General features: G+C 32.5%; 14 protein-coding genes and 1 rRNA gene. All 15 read left to right on the top strand.

Features of this window, described 5'->3' with window-relative positions; all coding sequences use genetic code 11:
* Window positions 1-143: 143 nt before the first annotated feature.
* The 15 genes from tilS (at window position 144) to NWE74_RS11055 (ending at window position 16271) form a co-directional block, all read left to right on the top strand.
* The gene (gene tilS / locus NWE74_RS11125; protein WP_258243204.1) at window positions 144-1529 is read left to right on the top strand and encodes a tRNA lysidine(34) synthetase TilS; all 1386 of its coding nucleotides are present in this window, start codon (window positions 144-146) and stop codon (window positions 1527-1529) included.
* 31 nt (window positions 1530-1560) lie between these two features.
* Window positions 1561-3537, top strand: coding sequence for an ATP-dependent zinc metalloprotease FtsH (gene ftsH, locus NWE74_RS11120; protein ID WP_258243203.1), 1977 nt, complete (start codon window positions 1561-1563; stop codon window positions 3535-3537).
* A gap of 158 nt (window positions 3538-3695) precedes the next feature.
* Window positions 3696-5366: an acyl-CoA mutase large subunit family protein gene (locus NWE74_RS11115; protein WP_258243202.1), complete on the top strand. Its 1671-nt coding sequence runs from the start codon at window positions 3696-3698 to the stop codon at window positions 5364-5366.
* A 14-nt stretch (window positions 5367-5380) separates the two neighbouring features.
* Window positions 5381-5782, top strand: coding sequence for a cobalamin B12-binding domain-containing protein (locus tag NWE74_RS11110; RefSeq protein ID WP_258243201.1), 402 nt, complete (start codon window positions 5381-5383; stop codon window positions 5780-5782).
* A 9-nt stretch (window positions 5783-5791) separates the two neighbouring features.
* Window positions 5792-6727 (top strand): methylmalonyl Co-A mutase-associated GTPase MeaB, encoded by a 936-nt coding sequence (meaB, locus tag NWE74_RS11105; RefSeq protein ID WP_258243200.1) that lies wholly within the window; start codon window positions 5792-5794, stop codon window positions 6725-6727.
* Window positions 6728-6746: 19 nt separating this feature from the next.
* Window positions 6747-7154 carry a methylmalonyl-CoA epimerase gene (gene mce / locus NWE74_RS11100; protein ID WP_258243199.1) on the top strand — a complete coding sequence of 136 codons (408 nt, stop codon included), beginning with the start codon at window positions 6747-6749 and terminating at the stop codon, window positions 7152-7154.
* Window positions 7155-7308: 154 nt separating this feature from the next.
* A complete protein-coding gene (locus NWE74_RS11095; protein ID WP_258243198.1) occupies window positions 7309-8286 on the top strand; it encodes a biotin--[acetyl-CoA-carboxylase] ligase in 978 nt (325 codons plus the stop codon).
* The gene (locus NWE74_RS11090; protein WP_258243197.1) at window positions 8279-9238 is read left to right on the top strand and encodes a P1 family peptidase; all 960 of its coding nucleotides are present in this window, start codon (window positions 8279-8281) and stop codon (window positions 9236-9238) included. Before NWE74_RS11095 ends, NWE74_RS11090 begins: the two co-directional genes overlap by 8 nt.
* A 164-nt stretch (window positions 9239-9402) precedes the next feature.
* Window positions 9403-10041, top strand: a complete 639-nt coding sequence (locus tag NWE74_RS11085) for an ECF transporter S component (protein WP_330666358.1) — start codon at window positions 9403-9405, stop codon at window positions 10039-10041.
* Between the two features lie 17 nt (window positions 10042-10058).
* Entirely contained in the window at window positions 10059-10829 is a 771-nt protein-coding gene (locus NWE74_RS11080; protein WP_092727416.1) for a type III pantothenate kinase, read from the top strand.
* Window positions 10830-10931: 102 nt separating this feature from the next.
* Window positions 10932-11906 carry a tRNA dihydrouridine synthase DusB gene (dusB, locus tag NWE74_RS11075; protein ID WP_258244450.1) on the top strand — a complete coding sequence of 325 codons (975 nt, stop codon included), beginning with the start codon at window positions 10932-10934 and terminating at the stop codon, window positions 11904-11906.
* A gap of 102 nt (window positions 11907-12008) precedes the next feature.
* A complete protein-coding gene (gene greA, locus NWE74_RS11070; protein WP_258243196.1) occupies window positions 12009-12488 on the top strand; it encodes a transcription elongation factor GreA in 480 nt (159 codons plus the stop codon).
* A 24-nt stretch (window positions 12489-12512) separates the two neighbouring features.
* Window positions 12513-14033 carry a lysine--tRNA ligase gene (lysS, locus tag NWE74_RS11065; protein WP_092727414.1) on the top strand — a complete coding sequence of 507 codons (1521 nt, stop codon included), beginning with the start codon at window positions 12513-12515 and terminating at the stop codon, window positions 14031-14033.
* Between the two features lie 305 nt (window positions 14034-14338).
* Window positions 14339-14524, top strand: a complete 186-nt coding sequence (locus tag NWE74_RS11060) for a hypothetical protein (RefSeq protein WP_258243195.1) — start codon at window positions 14339-14341, stop codon at window positions 14522-14524.
* Window positions 14525-14768: 244 nt separating this feature from the next.
* Window positions 14769-16271, top strand: a 16S ribosomal RNA gene (locus NWE74_RS11055).
* Window positions 16272-16351 lie beyond the last annotated feature (80 nt).

Genomic DNA, 16351 nt, shown 5'->3' with positions numbered 1-16351 from the left:
GTACTACCTTTTATTTAATTTATTTGGTATTATAATAATTATACTAAACTTTGTATCTTTTAAAAAAAGTTACAAGGGTTTATGGTTTTTTTATAGAAACTATACATAAAAGTTAATAAAAACTAGATGTAAGAGGTATATATATGATTTTTGAAAAAGTACTAGGTACTATAAATAAATATAATTTGATAGAAGATGGAGACAAAATAGTATTAGGACTTTCTGGAGGGCCAGATTCAGTTTGTTTATTACATATACTGTATAGACTTAAAGAAAAAATGAACATCGAAGTATATGCAGCACATCTAAACCATCAAATAAGAGGATTAGAAGCACAAAAAGATGCATTATACATATCACAAATCTGCGAAGATTTAGGGATTACATCTTTTGTTAAAGCTATAAATGTTCCTGAGTATTGTAAAGAACAAGGTGTATCTTTAGAGGAGGGTGCAAGAACTCTTAGATACGAAATGTTTGAAGAAATAAAACAAAAGACTAAATCAAATAAGATTGCTATAGGTCATAATCGTAATGACCAAGCGGAAACTGTTTTGATGAGGATTATGAGAGGAACTGGTCTTCAAGGCTTAAGAGGAATAGAGTATATAAGAGATAATGAGATAATAAGACCTATTTTGGATATAGAGAGAAGCGAGATAGAAGCATATTGCGAAAAGTATGAGCTAAATCCTAGAATAGATAAAACTAATTTAGAGAGTATATACACTAGAAATAAAATAAGGTTAGAATTAATACCTTATATGAAGGATAATTTTAATCCAAATGTAATAGAATCTATAGTAAGAATGACTAACAGTTTAAAAAATGATAGTGATTATATAGATTTACAAGCAAAGAAGAATTTTAAAGAAGTATCTACTCTTAAAGAAGATTCAGTAGAAATAAGTTTACCTAAATATGTTAATCTACATAATGCTATAAAAGTTAGAGTATTAAGAAGTGCAATAAAACATATACTTGGAGACACTAATTTCGTAGATCAAAAACATATAGAAGATATTATTGAGCTAGAGTGTGAAAGCAAATTAAATAAGATGTTAAATCTTCCAAGAGGAATTTTTGCATATAGAAGAAAAAATATCATAATATTAACTACAAAAGAAATAGTTAGTGAAGAGATAGATTTTTGCTATAATATACCTAGCAATGGATTTATCAAAATAAAAGAGTTAAACTTAGTTTTAGAAACCCAAAAAATGAGTATAGATAGATATAAAAGTATAAAACTAGATAAAACATCTAAAGGGTTTGATTTTGATAAAGTAAAAGGGGGTATCGTTGTAAGAAGTAGAAAGCAAGGTGATAAGATAAAACTTGCTGGAGGAAGTAAAAAAGTTAAAGACTTATTTATAGATTTGAAAATCCCGAGAGAAGACAGATGCAAAGTTCCTGTAATAACAGATGATGAAGGCATACTGTGTGTAGGTGATTATAAAACTAGTGAAAATTATAAAATTGATTCAGAAACAAAAGAAGTCTTAAAGATTAGCTTTAAGAAACTTTAGAATAAAACAATGTATGAAAGGAGGGCTTCTTTTGAATAAATTTTTCAAGGGAATCGGTTTCTACCTACTAATTTTTATAATCATAGTAGGAATAGTGCAGTTCTCAGGTAAGCCAACAGAGAAAATACAACAATTTGAGTTTTCAAAAATGTATAGAGAGTTATCAGAAGGAAATATATCTAAGTTATATTTCATAAATGACACTGCAGTAGAGGGAACTATAAAAGACACAAATACTAAATTTAGATCATATGTACCAAAAGAAGTAATGGGAGATAAATTTGCTAATGAGGTACTACAACAAGTAAAAGAAGGAAAAGTAACATCATTAGGTGGAGAGCCTAAACCTTCTGCACCATGGTTTGTAGAAATGTTACCGACATTACTATTAATATTCTTTATGGTAATTCTTTGGTTCGTATTTATGAATCAGTCTCAAGGTGGAGGCGGAAAAGTAATGAACTTTGGTAAATCAAAAGCTAAAGTACATAAAGATGATGAAAAAACTAGAGTTACATTTAAAGATGTAGCTGGATTAAATGAAGAAAAAGAAGATTTACAGGAAGTCGTCGACTTCTTAAAAAATCCTAAAAAATATATTGATTTAGGTGCGAGAATACCTAAAGGTATACTTATGGTAGGTCCTCCAGGTACAGGTAAAACATATTTATCAAGAGCTGTTGCAGGTGAAGCCGGAGTACCATTTTTCAGTATAAGTGGTTCTGATTTCGTTGAAATGTTTGTTGGGGTAGGGGCATCTAGAGTTAGAGATTTATTTGAACAAGCCAAAAAGAATGCACCTGCTATAATATTTATAGACGAGATAGATGCAGTTGGTAGAAAAAGAGGAGCTGGTCTTGGTGGAGGACACGATGAAAGAGAGCAAACTCTTAATCAATTATTAGTTGAAATGGATGGATTTGGAGTAAACCAAGGTATAATAATAATGGCTGCTACAAATAGACCTGATATACTTGACCCAGCGTTACTTAGACCAGGTAGATTTGACAGACAGGTTGTTGTTGGGGCACCAGATGTTAAAGGTAGAGAAGCAATATTCAAAGTTCATTCTAAGAACAAGCCATTAGCAGATGATGTTAATGTTGAAGTCTTAGCAAGAAGAACTCCTGGATTTACTCCTGCTGATATAGAAAACTTAATGAATGAAGCTGCTATATTAACAGCAAGAAAAAGAGAAAAGAAAATACAAATGGAAACTATAGAAGAGGCTATTACAAAGGTTATAGCTGGTGTTGCTAAGAAGTCTAGAGTTATAAGTGAACCAGAAAGAAGACTTACTGCTTACCATGAAGCAGGTCATGCGGTTTGTGCTCATGTACTTGAACATGTTAGTCCTGTTCATCAGGTTACTATAGTACCAAGAGGTAGAGCTGGTGGATTCACTATGCAATTACCTGTAGAAGATAAATTCTATGCTACTAAAAATGAAATGAAAGAAAATATAATAGTATTACTTGGTGGTAGAGTTGCTGAGGAATTAGTTTTAGATGACATATCTACAGGAGCATCTAACGACTTAGAGAGAGTATCTTCTACTGCTAGAGCTATGGTTACTAAGTATGGTATGAGTTCTAAGCTTGGTCCAATGACATTTGGAGATAGCAATGATGAAGTATTCTTAGGAAATAGCTTTGGAAGTAAACAAAACTATTCTGAAGAAGTTGCTTCTGAAATAGATAGGGAAATAAGTGCACTTGTAGATGCTTCGTATAAGAAGACTAAAAAATTATTACAAGATAATATGGATAGATTAGAGTATGTAGCTCAAGCGTTACTAGTTCATGAAACTTTAGACGCTAGTCAATTCTTACAAGCATTTAATAAAGAATTATCTTTAAAAGTAGAAGAAGATAACAAAGAAACATCTGCATTAACAGCAGAAGAGAATTCTTCTGAAGAGGTTAAAGTTGATTTAGATTTAGCTAAGAAAGAAGTTATAGTAAATCAAGTAGATGAAACTAAACAAGATAATGATGAAAATAAATAGATAAAAAAGTAGAACCTAAAATTAGGTTCTATTTTTTTTACGCTAAATACAAAAAAATAGTAATATTTATAAAGAAAATCGCTATGTATTAAATATAACGAGTAATTAAATTTATATTAGCTCTAAATTTATTATTAGGTAAATGGAGAGGAGAAAAAATGAATACACAACAAGAAATTATTAAAAATTCTTTAGAGAAGTGGGAAGAAACAAAAGTCAAAAAAACATTAAACAGATTTCCAGAAAGAAAGGAACAGTTTATATTAGACACAGATGAAGAGGTCAAAAGATTGTACACGCCGTTAGATGCAAATGTAGATTATGATCAAGAACTTGGATATCCAGGTCAATACCCTTTTACTAGAGGTGTACAACCTACTATGTATAGAGGTAAATTGTGGACAATGAGAATGTATGCAGGATTTGCAACAGCAGAGGAATCAAATGAAAGATATAAATATTTAATAGAACAAGGATCTAAAGGTTTATCTGTTGCATTTGATTTACCTACACAGTTAGGCTATGACTCTGATGAAAATATATGTAAAGGAGAAGTAGGTAAAGTAGGCGTTGCTATAGATTCTTTAGGTGATATGGAAGTGTTATTTAAGGATATACCTTTAGATAAAGTATCTACATCAATGACTATAAATGCTCCTTCTTCTGTACTTTTAGCAATGTATATAGCTGTAGCTAAAAAGCAGGGAGTTTCAGTAGACAAGTTAAGAGGTACAATTCAAAATGATATATTAAAAGAATATGTTGCTAGAGGAACTTATATATTCCCAGTGCAACCATCAATGAGGTTAACTACAGATATATTTGAGTATTGCTCAAAAGAATTACCTAATTGGAACACTATAAGTATATCTGGATATCATATAAGGGAAGCAGGGGCTAATGCAATCCAAGAAGTTGCATTTACATTAGCGAATGGTATTGCATACGTAAATGCTGCAATTAATGCAGGGCTAGATGTAGATGATTTTGCACCTAGATTGTCATTCTTCTTTGCTTCACACAATAATTTGTTAGAGGAAGTAAGTAAATTTAGAGCTGCAAGAAGATTATGGGCAAAAATAATGAAAGAAAGATTTAATGCTACTAATCCTAAATCATGTATGCTGAAATTCCATACTCAAACAGCAGGTTCAACATTAACTGCTCAGCAGCCAGATAATAATATCATGAGAGTTACTATGCAGGCTTTAGCGGCTGTTTTAGGTGGGACACAATCATTACATACTAATTCTAGAGATGAAGCTCTATCATTACCTACAGAAGACTCTGTAACGATAGCTCTAAGAACTCAACAAATAATAGGTGAAGAAAGTGGCGTGTGTGAAACAATAGATCCTCTAGCAGGCTCTTATTATGTTGAAAGTTTAACTGATCAAATAGAAAAAGAAGCTATGAAGATTATTGAAAATATAGATTCTATGGGTGGATCACCAAAAGCTATAGAAAATGGATATATACAAGAAGTAATTATGAAGAGTGCTTATAAATATCAACAAAAAATAGAAAATAAAGAAAAAATAATTGTAGGTGTTAACAAATATACATCACAAGAACAAGAAATAAAAGGGCTTCTTAAAGTAGATGAAGTAGCAGAAAAAACACAAATATCAAAATTAAGTAAATTTAAACAATCTAGAGACAATGAAAAAACAACTGCTGCTTTAGAAAGATTAAGAAATGCATGTAATACAACTGATAACATGATGCCATATATAATTGAGGCAGTAGAGTCATATGCTACATTAGGAGAAATATGCAAAGTTATGAGAGAAGAGTTTGGAGAATATGTTCAAGGTGATGTATTTTAGGGGGGAATAAAATAATGAGACCTATAAGAGTATTAGTAGCAAAACCAGGTTTAGATGGACATGACAGAGGGGCTAAAGTAATTGCAAGGGCATTAAGGGATGCTGGAATGGAAGTAATATATTCAGGATTAAGACAGACACCTGAAAATATAGTTCAAATTGCTATACAAGAAGATGTTGATGTAGTTGCTATGAGTATATTATCTGGAGCACATAATCACTTATTACCTGCTGTAGTAGATTTAATGAAAAAAGAAGAGGTATATGATGATATATTAGTATTGGCAGGTGGAATAATACCTGAAGAAGATATACCTAACTTAATAGAAAAAGGTATATCAGTAGTATTCACTCCTGGTACAACAACAGAAGAGACAATACAATTTATAAGAAATAATTTGAAAAGAAGTCTATAATTTTAATTCATGGATAAATTAATAAAAAATTTACTTCAGGGTAGTAAAAAAGATTGTGCCAGGGCAATAAGTATAGTAGAAAATAGAAGTAATGGATATGAAAAATTGTTAAAAGAAATTTTACCGTATACAGGTAATTCATATATAGTTGGTATAACGGGACCTCCTGGTGTAGGAAAATCTACATTTACAAAAGAAATTGTTAAAGAAATGCTTAAAGATGGGTATAGCATTGGTATCATAGCTATTGACCCAACAAGCCATTTTACTAAAGGCGCTATACTAGGAGATAGAATAAGAATGACAGAATTAACTTCTAATAATAAAGTATTTATTAGATCTATGGGGTCTAGAGGTAGTTTAGGTGGAACTACGAACTCTATATTATCTGTAATAAAGGTATTAGAAGCTTATGGATGTGATTATATATTTATAGAAACAGTAGGTGTAGGTCAATCAGAAATAGATATAGTTAATATATCTGACACAGTAGCCATAGTTTTAATGCCAGGTATGGGAGATGATATACAGGCTATTAAAGCAGGTATAATGGAAATTGCAGATATATTTGTAATAAATAAAGCAGACAAAGACGGTGTATCTAAAACTAAAACAGAAATAGAGAATATGTTAAGCTTTAAAAATGATTGGGAATTTAGGCCTAAAGTTAGTTTAGCTGTATCAAATAAGGGTGAAGGAATAAATGAAGCTATAGACAATATAAAATCTCATAAATTATTTTTAGAAAATACAAATAAGCTTATAAATAAAAAAGCGATGAGAGATTATAAAGAAATGGATGATTTTGTTCATATAAAATTAGAAGAAATGTTAAATAAAGTATATAAACAAATTAACATACAAGAAAAAATACAACAAACAGAAGATTCAACGTTAGATATATATACTATGGCTGAAGATATTATACAATCATTAAAAAAGTAAAAATAATGGGAGAATTATTATGAATATAAAAAGAGTTGATCATATAGGTATAGCTGTACCTAATTTAGAGGATGCTATAAAATTTTATGAAGATATATTAGGTATTAAATGTGAAGGAAAGGAAACTGTAGTTGAACAAAAAGTTAATGTAGCATTTTTACCGGTAGGGGATACAGAAATAGAATTGCTAGAGGGAACAGATGAAAATAGTGCAATTTATAAATATATTCAAAAAAACTCTGGAAGAGGAGGCATACAACATATAGCATTAAATGTGGGAAGCATAGAAAGTGCTATCCAAGAATTTAAAGATAAAGGCTATATAATGCTAGATAACACATTTAGATACGGGGCAGGAGGAGCTAAAATAGCATTCTGTCACCCTAAGGGAACATATGGAACATTAATTGAATTAACTGAGAGATAAAATTAAACCTCACTATATTTTAAATAGATTAAATATAGTGAGGTTTTTTATTTAGTAAATCTAAGGAAATATTTTGAAATTTAGCTATAAAATAATTATTGTTAAGGTATAATTACTTATTAGATGTACAAATTACATTAGATAGAGGTGTAATATGAGAGATAAAATAATTGAAACTATATTAAATAATCAAGATGAATTTATTTCAGGAGAGGAATTATCCAAGCAATTAGGTATATCTAGAGCTGCAGTATGGAAACACATAAAAGTTTTAAAAGAACAAGGTTATAATATTGAATCTGTTAATAAAAAAGGATATAGACTAGTAAAAAAACCTGATGACCTATTAACATATAATAATATTTGTCATGAGCTAGATACTAATTTTATGGGAAGAAAAATAGAACATTTTGATACTATCGGTTCTACAAATGATTATGCTAAAAGTATAGCTAGTGAATCTTTGGATGGAACTATTATAATAAGTGAAGAGCAAACTAAAGGAAAAGGAAGATTAGGTAGACAGTGGCATTCAAAATCATCAGAAGGTATATGGATGAGTGCTATACTAAAACCTAACATATCACCGTACAAAGCACCATTTATAACATTAATAGCTGGTGCAAGTATAGTTAGTGCATTAAACAAGTTAGGCGTAAGTAGTCAAATAAAATGGCCTAATGATATAATTATAAACAATAAAAAAGTAGCAGGAATATTAACTGAATTATCAGCTGAAATTGAAAGAATAAATTATATTGTGTTGGGGATTGGTATAAATGTAAAAACTATGGAGTTTTCCCAGGAAATATCGGAAATTGCCACATCTTTATATAAAGAAAATTATCGAATATCTAGAGTTGATATAGTTAGAAGTATAATAATGGAATTTGAAAGACTATACTTAGATTATATAAATAAAGGTTTGAAAGAAAGTACCTTAGAAATTTGCAGAAAATATTCAGCTATAATAGGTAAGGAAATATATATACTCCAAGGTGATTCAAAAGAATTAGTTAGATGTATTGATATAAACGATCAAGGAAATTTAGTTATAAAAGATAACTTGGATAAAACAAGAGAAATAATGTCAGGAGAAGTTTCTATAAGGGGTGTTAAAGGTTATGTATAATAACATATTAGACGTAAAAGGCCTAAAAGTAGGGCAAGTAGAAGATTTAGATGGTCTTACAGGTTGTACAGTTGTAATTTGTGAAGAAGGTGCTGTATGTGGAGTAGATGTAAGGGGTGCTGCACCAGGTACTAGAGAAACTGACTTGTTAGATCCTATAAATATGATTCAAAAAGTGCATGCAGTTGTATTATCTGGAGGATCTGCATTTGGCTTAGAATCTACTTGTGGTGTCAGCAAGTACTTAGAGGAAAAAAATATAGGATTTGATGTAGGGGTAACAAAGGTACCTATAGTAGTAGGAGCAGTTTTATTTGATTTAGTAGTTGGAGATCCAAAATGTAGACCTAATATAGAGATGGGTTATAAAGCATGTGAATTAGCGAATAATACAGAACTAAAACAAGGTAATTATGGAGCAGGTTGCGGTGCTACGGTAGGTAAAATAAGAGGGCCTCAATATGCTATGAAGGGTGGTATAGGGAGCTACTCAGTTAAATTACCTAATGGACTCGTGGTTTCTGCTCTTATAGCAGTTAATGCTTTAGGAGATGTATATGAAAATGGAAAAATAATAGCTGGTGTATTAGATGATTCTAAAACTAAAGTATTAAATACATATGAAATTATGAAAAATGGTGTTACTAAAGGTGGCTTTAATATAGACAATACTACTATAGGGATAGTAGCTACTAATGCTAAACTTACTAAAGCTGAGTGTAAAAAAGTTTCTCAAGTAGCTCATAATGGATATGCAAAAACTATATTTCCTATACATACACCACACGATGGTGACACTATATTTACTATGGCAACAGGTGAAATTGAGACAGATATGACTTTATTAAGCTCTATAGCTACAGAAGTTGTAGAGAAGAGTGTAATAAATGCTATAAAAAATGCTAATTCTGTAAAAAATATACCTGCATATAAAGATATAATCTGTGAATAAGAATTGTTGACAATGTCATTTGCTATTGATAAAATTGTTTTTGTTATAGCAGGCAACTACTGTAAATTTAGTGGCTGACTTTAACAAGAAAAATCAAAGTAATTCAAAATTCTAAATTAAAAGTCCGGCATCTTTTATGAGCTGGAACGGAGGTGTATCTTTTTATGATGAATTCAAAATCATCAAAAGTTGAGGCATCAAATATGACGATGGTTCAACCACAAGCTAGAAAAAAACTAAATGTAAGAAGGATGACAGTAATAGCAGTATTATCTTCTATTTCTATTATGTTATCTATGGTACCTGGGATAGGGTATATTCCTATAGGACCTACTAATGCAACTATAATGCATATTCCTGTAATAATAGGGGCTATAGTTGAGGGGCCTGTAGTTGGAATGGCAGTTGGTTTTATATTTGGGTTAACGAGTATGCTTAGAGCATTAACAATGCCTACTATAACTTCGTTTGCATTTATAAACCCATTAGTGTCTATAATTCCGAGAGTATTAATAGGTATTGTGGCCTATTATGTTTATCAATTAGTTGTAAAATTAACTAAGAGTGTATGTTTATCTGGATGGTTATCTGGATTAATAGGTTCCTTAGTTAATACAATAGGTGTCTTAGGAATGATATACATATTGTATGGAGAAAGATATGCAAAAGCTCTAGGAGAGAGTGCTTCTGCAGCTAAGACCCTTATATTAACAATAGCAACTACAAATGGAATTCCAGAAGCGGTTGTTGGAGGATTTCTTGTATCTGCTGTTGCAGTTGTACTCAAGAAAAGGAAAAAATAGAAGGAAGGTTAAAATATATGCTTTTAGTATTTGACGTTGGAAATACCAATATGGTGTTAGGTATATATAAAAATAATGAGTTAATAAAATATTGGAGAATAAACACTGATAAGGATAAGACATCAGACGAGTATGGTATACTTATAAATAATTTATTCCAATACGAGAATATAGATATGAAAGCTATAGATGATGTTATAATATCTTCTGTAGTTCCGAATGTAATGCATTCACTAGAAAACTTCTGTATAAAATATTGTAATAAGCAACCTAAAGTTGTTGGACCTGGAATTAAAACAGGACTTAATATAAAATATGATAATCCAAAACAAGTTGGAGCAGACAGGATAGTAAATGCTGTTGCGGGAATAGAAAAGTATGGTTATCCATTAATTATAGTTGATTTTGGAACAGCTACTACATTCTGTGCAATATCAGATAAAGGAGAATATCTAGGAGGAACTATAGCTCCGGGTATAAAAATATCTAGTGAAGCTTTATTCCAAAGAGCATCTAAACTTCCTAGGGTTGAACTGGCAAAGCCAGGTTCAACGGTGTGTAAAAGTACAGTGTCAGCTATGCAAGCTGGTATAATATATGGATATGTTGGTTTAGTTGATAAAATAATAGATATGATGAAAAAAGAACTAAACTATGATGATATAAAAGTAATTGCTACTGGTGGGTTATCTACGTTGATAGCATCAGAAACAGACAGCATAGATAGTGTAGATAGATTCTTAACGTTAGAGGGATTGAAATTAATACACGATAAAAATAGAGAATAGCAGTAAGGGAATTGGGTTATATACCCAGTTCCTTTTTTGTGATAATAGGTAAACTTATGGATATATATAATAAAAATCAACATTATTAGGAGGACACAAATGATAAAAATAGGTAATCTTGAATTAGAAAATAAAGTTTTTTTATCACCTATGGCGGGTGTTACAGACCTTCCTTTTAGGCTTATATGTAAAGAACAAAACTGTGGTATGCTTTACACTGAAATGATAAATGCTAAAGCATTATGCTATGATGATGAAAATACTAAAAAAATGCTAAAAATAGAAGAAGCAGAACATCCTGTCGCAGTTCAAATATTTGGTTCTGATCCGGAATTTATGGGAAGAGCTGCTGAAATAATGAATGAATATCCAAATGAAATATTAGATATAAATATGGGATGTCCAGCTCCTAAGGTTATAAAAAATGGAGATGGATCAGCTTTAATGAAAAATCCTAAACTAGCAGAGGAAGTTTTAAAAGTGGTTGTTAAAAATTCTAAAAAACCTGTAACTTTAAAGATAAGAAAAGGATGGGATGACAATAGTATAAATGCTGTTGAAATTGCAAAAATAGCAGAAGCTAGTGGTATAAGTGCACTAGCTATACACGGTAGAACTAGAGAACAATATTACTCAGGAAAAGCAGACTGGAATATAATTGCAGAAATAAAGAATAATATAGGTATACCAGTTATAGGAAATGGAGATGTTTTTAGTGTAGAGGATGCTAGAAATATGTTAGACAAAACTAATTGTGATGCTATAATGATAGGTAGAGGTGCGCAAGGAAATCCTTGGATATTTAAGAGAATTAATCATTATATGCAAACAGGAGAAATATTATCGGAGCCTGCATTAGAAGAGAAAATAAATACAGCTATAAAACATTTAAATCTTGCAGTTAAAGAACATGGAGAATATATAGCTGTAAGAGAAATGAGAAAACATATAGCATGGTATTTAAAAGGTCTTAGAAATTCAGCAAGAATAAGAGATGAAATTAATAAGATAGAAAGTCATCAAGAAGTTGTAAATAGGCTTAATGAGTACATGCAAGACTGCTTGACATTAGAATAATAGTAACTTATAATATAGCGCATAAATTAAAACAAGGTATATAAAAATTTAAAATAAAATTGGGAGAAATCCCAAATACATAGTGAAGGAGTTGTAGGGGTTATGGAAGATAAGAAAGAAATACTGTTAACTCAAGAAGGATACGATAAATTAGAGGAAGAGGTAGAACTTCTAAAAACTGTAAGAAGAAGAGAAGTAGCTGACAGAATAAAAGTAGCTATATCTTTCGGAGATATATCTGAAAACTCTGAGTATGATGAAGCTAAGAATGAGCAAGCTCAAGTAGAAGAGAGAATAATGAAGCTAGAAAATATGATAAGAAGAGCTGTTATCATAGATGAAAGCAAAATAGACAGTAATGTAGTTACAATAGGATCTATCGTTAAAGTAAATGATGTCGAATTCGATGAAGAAGTTGAATATACAATAGTAGGTTCAGCAGAAGCAGATCCATATGAAGGAAGAATATCAAATGAATCTCCAGTAGGAAAAGCTCTTTTAGGAAGAACTATAGGAGATGTTGTAGAAGTACAAGTACCAGATGGAGTAGCACAATTTAAGATATTAGAAATAAGAAGATAATTATTATAATTGGGAGGAAAGAAAATGAATAATGATCAACAAAATGTTAGCAATGATCAATTACAAGAAGACCTTAGTGAAGTTCTTCAAGTAAGAAGAGACAAATTAGCTAAATTACAAGAAATGGGAAGAGATCCTTTTAAAGTTAGTAGATATGATAGAACTAGTAATTCTATGGAAATAAAAGACGATTTCGAAAACTTCGAAGGAAAAATAGTTAAAATAGCAGGACGTATAATGAGCAAAAGAATCCAAGGAAAAGCTGGATTCATCGATATACAAGATCAAGAAGGTAGAATACAATGCTACGTTAGATTAGATAGAATAGGTGAAGAAGAATACGCTGTATTCTCTACATATGATATAGGGGATATAATAGGTGTTGAAGGTGAAGTATTCAAAACTAAAAAAGAAGAGATATCTGTAAAAGCTAATGAAGTTGTATTATTATCCAAATCTCTTCAAATATTACCAGAAAAATATCATGGATTAAAAGATCAAGATTTAAGATATAGACAAAGATATGTTGACTTAATAGTTAACCCAGAAGTAAAAGATGCATTTATGACTAGAACAAAAGCATTAAAAGCTTTAAGATCTTACTTAGATGAAAGAGGATTCTTAGAAGTTGAAACACCAATATTAAACACTATAGCTGGTGGAGCTAATGCTAGACCATTCATGACTCACCACAATACATTAGATATACCTATGTATATGAGAATAGCTAATGAATTATACTTAAAGAGACTTATAGTAGGTGGATTTGATAAAGTATATGAAATGGGAAGAATGTTCAGAAATGAAGGTATGTCTATAAAGCATAACCCTGAATACACTGCTATAGAATTATACCAAGCTTATGCAGATTATACAGATATGATGGAAATAACAGAAAATGTTGTTGCTCATATGGCTGAAGCTGCAACAGGAAGCATGAAAATAAATTACCAAGGAACTGAAATAGACTTTACTCCTCCATGGAGAAGAATGACAATGGAAGACTGTGTAAAAGAATACACAGGTGTAGATTTCTCTACTATAAATACAGATGAAGAAGCTTTAGCTGTTGCTAAGGAAAAAGGAATAGAGTTAACTCCTGGAATGAGAAGAGGAGAGGTTATAAATGCATTCTTCGAAGAATTCGGAGAAGATAAATTAATTCAACCTACTTTTATAACACATCATCCAGTTGAAGTATCACCGCTTGCTAAAAGAAATGTAGAGGATCCAAGAAGAACTGATAGATTCGAAGCTTTTGCAAATAAATGGGAGCTAGCTAATGCGTTCTCTGAACTTAATGACCCAATAGATCAAAAAGGAAGATTCATGGATCAATTAAGAAAGAAAGAGCTAGGAGACGATGAAGCTTGTGATATGGACGAAGATTTCATAAATGCTTTAGAAGTAGGTCTACCTCCTACAGGTGGTTTAGGAATAGGTATAGATAGAGTTATGATGTTATTAACTAATGCTCCATCTATAAGAGACGTTATATTATTCCCAACAATGAAACCATTAGGAAAAAATTCAGACGAAGAATAATAAATGAAAAGATATCTCTGCTAAAGAGATATCTTTTTTTTATGTATAAAATAATAAAAAACGAAGAAAATAAGTAGGGAAAATTTTATTATAGCTAGTATACGATAAAAACAGTTACCAAATAAAACAAAGATTTTAACAGTAAACTTTAAAAATTACTAAAGAAAACTAGAAGTGTAATAGGATTACTGATAAAAAACATAATAAAAAAAAGTAAATTGCAGATATATAGAATAATTTTTATAAAGGAAACTATCATTAAAATAAAGAAAGGTATATAAAAATATAAATTGGGGGTATGTAATATGTCGCAAGTTATTAATTGGATTTGTTTGATCAGTATTACTTTTCTTATAATGGACATAATGGTATTTTTTTGTAAAGATGTTATGTGTATAATGAAGTCTTCTACCAAGAAAAAACGTACAAATGTTGCTAAAACTAATGTTAAGGTTAATGAGTATGTTTATGAAACTAAGATAGCAAAATAAAATTTATAAAAAAATAAAAAAAGTTTAAAAAAACTATTGACGATTTAAAAATGAGATGGTATAGTTATACTTGTCCTTAAGAAAAGGGCAAAAATAAAGAAAAAACTCGCAAGAGTTAATGATAAGAACTTTGAAAATTAAACAGTAGGTTAATTTATAGAAACAAACATAATTCTTTATAGAATTAAACACAAACAACCAAGCCAGATATTCAGATGATGATTAGCTGAGCAATGGACAACTTTTATTTGAGAGTTTGATCCTGGCTCAGGATGAACGCTGGCGGCGTGCCTAACACATGCAAGTCGAGCGATCTTCTTCGGAAGAGAGCGGCGGACGGGTGAGTAACGCGTGGGTAACCTGCCCTGTACACACGGATAACATACCGAAAGGTATGCTAATACGGGATAACATACTTTTATCGCATGGTAGAAGTATCAAAGCTCCGGCGGTACAGGATGGACCCGCGTCTGATTAGCTAGTTGGTAAGGTAACGGCTTACCAAGGCGACGATCAGTAGCCGACCTGAGAGGGTGATCGGCCACATTGGAACTGAGACACGGTCCAAACTCCTACGGGAGGCAGCAGTGGGGAATATTGCACAATGGGCGAAAGCCTGATGCAGCAACGCCGCGTGAGCGATGAAGGCCTTCGGGTCGTAAAGCTCTGTCCTCAAGGAAGATAATGACGGTACTTGAGGAGGAAGCCCCGGCTAACTACGTGCCAGCAGCCGCGGTAATACGTAGGGGGCTAGCGTTATCCGGAATTACTGGGCGTAAAGGGTGCGTAGGTGGTTTCTTAAGTCAGAAGTGAAAGGCTACGGCTCAACCGTAGTAAGCTTTTGAAACTAAGAGACTTGAGTGCAGGAGAGGAGAGTAGAATTCCTAGTGTAGCGGTGAAATGCGTAGATATTAGGAGGAATACCAGTTGCGAAGGCGGCTCTCTGGACTGTAACTGACACTGAGGCACGAAAGCGTGGGGAGCAAACAGGATTAGATACCCTGGTAGTCCACGCCGTAAACGATGAGTACTAGCTGTCGGGGGTTACCCCCCTCGGTGGCGCAGCTAACGCATTAAGTACTCCGCCTGGGAAGTACGCTCGCAAGAGTGAAACTCAAAGGAATTGACGGGGACCCGCACAAGTAGCGGAGCATGTGGTTTAATTCGAAGCAACGCGAAGAACCTTACCTAAGCTTGACATCCTTTTGACCTCTCCCTAATCGGAGATTTCCCTTCGGGGACAGAAGTGACAGGTGGTGCATGGTTGTCGTCAGCTCGTGTCGTGAGATGTTGGGTTAAGTCCCGCAACGAGCGCAACCCTTGCCTTTAGTTGCCAGCATTAAGTTGGGCACTCTAGAGGGACTGCCAGGGATAACCTGGAGGAAGGTGGGGATGACGTCAAATCATCATGCCCCTTATGCTTAGGGCTACACACGTGCTACAATGGGTGGTACAGAGGGCGGCCAAGTCGTGAGGCGGAGCTAATCCCTTAAAGCCATTCTCAGTTCGGATTGTAGGCTGAAACTCGCCTACATGAAGCTGGAGTTACTAGTAATCGCAGATCAGAATGCTGCGGTGAATGCGTTCCCGGGTCTTGTACACACCGCCCGTCACACCACGGGAGTTGGAGGCGCCCGAAGCCGGATAGCTAACCTTTTGGAAGCGTCCGTCGAAGGTGAAGCCAATAACTGGGGTGAAGTCGTAACAAGGTAGCCGTATCGGAAGGTGCGGCTGGATCACCTCCTTTCTAAGGAGAATTGCCTACTGTTTAATTTTGAGAGTTTTTATAAAAAAATAAAAATTCTTATTGACAAAAAATGACTTAGA

Origin of the sequence: Romboutsia lituseburensis (genome assembly GCF_024723825.1) — a bacterium.
Classification (GTDB): domain Bacteria; phylum Bacillota; class Clostridia; order Peptostreptococcales; family Peptostreptococcaceae; genus Romboutsia_F; species Romboutsia_F lituseburensis_A.
The sequence above is the reverse complement of the archived record's forward strand: the minus strand, read 5'-3'. Positions and strand labels throughout refer to the sequence as shown.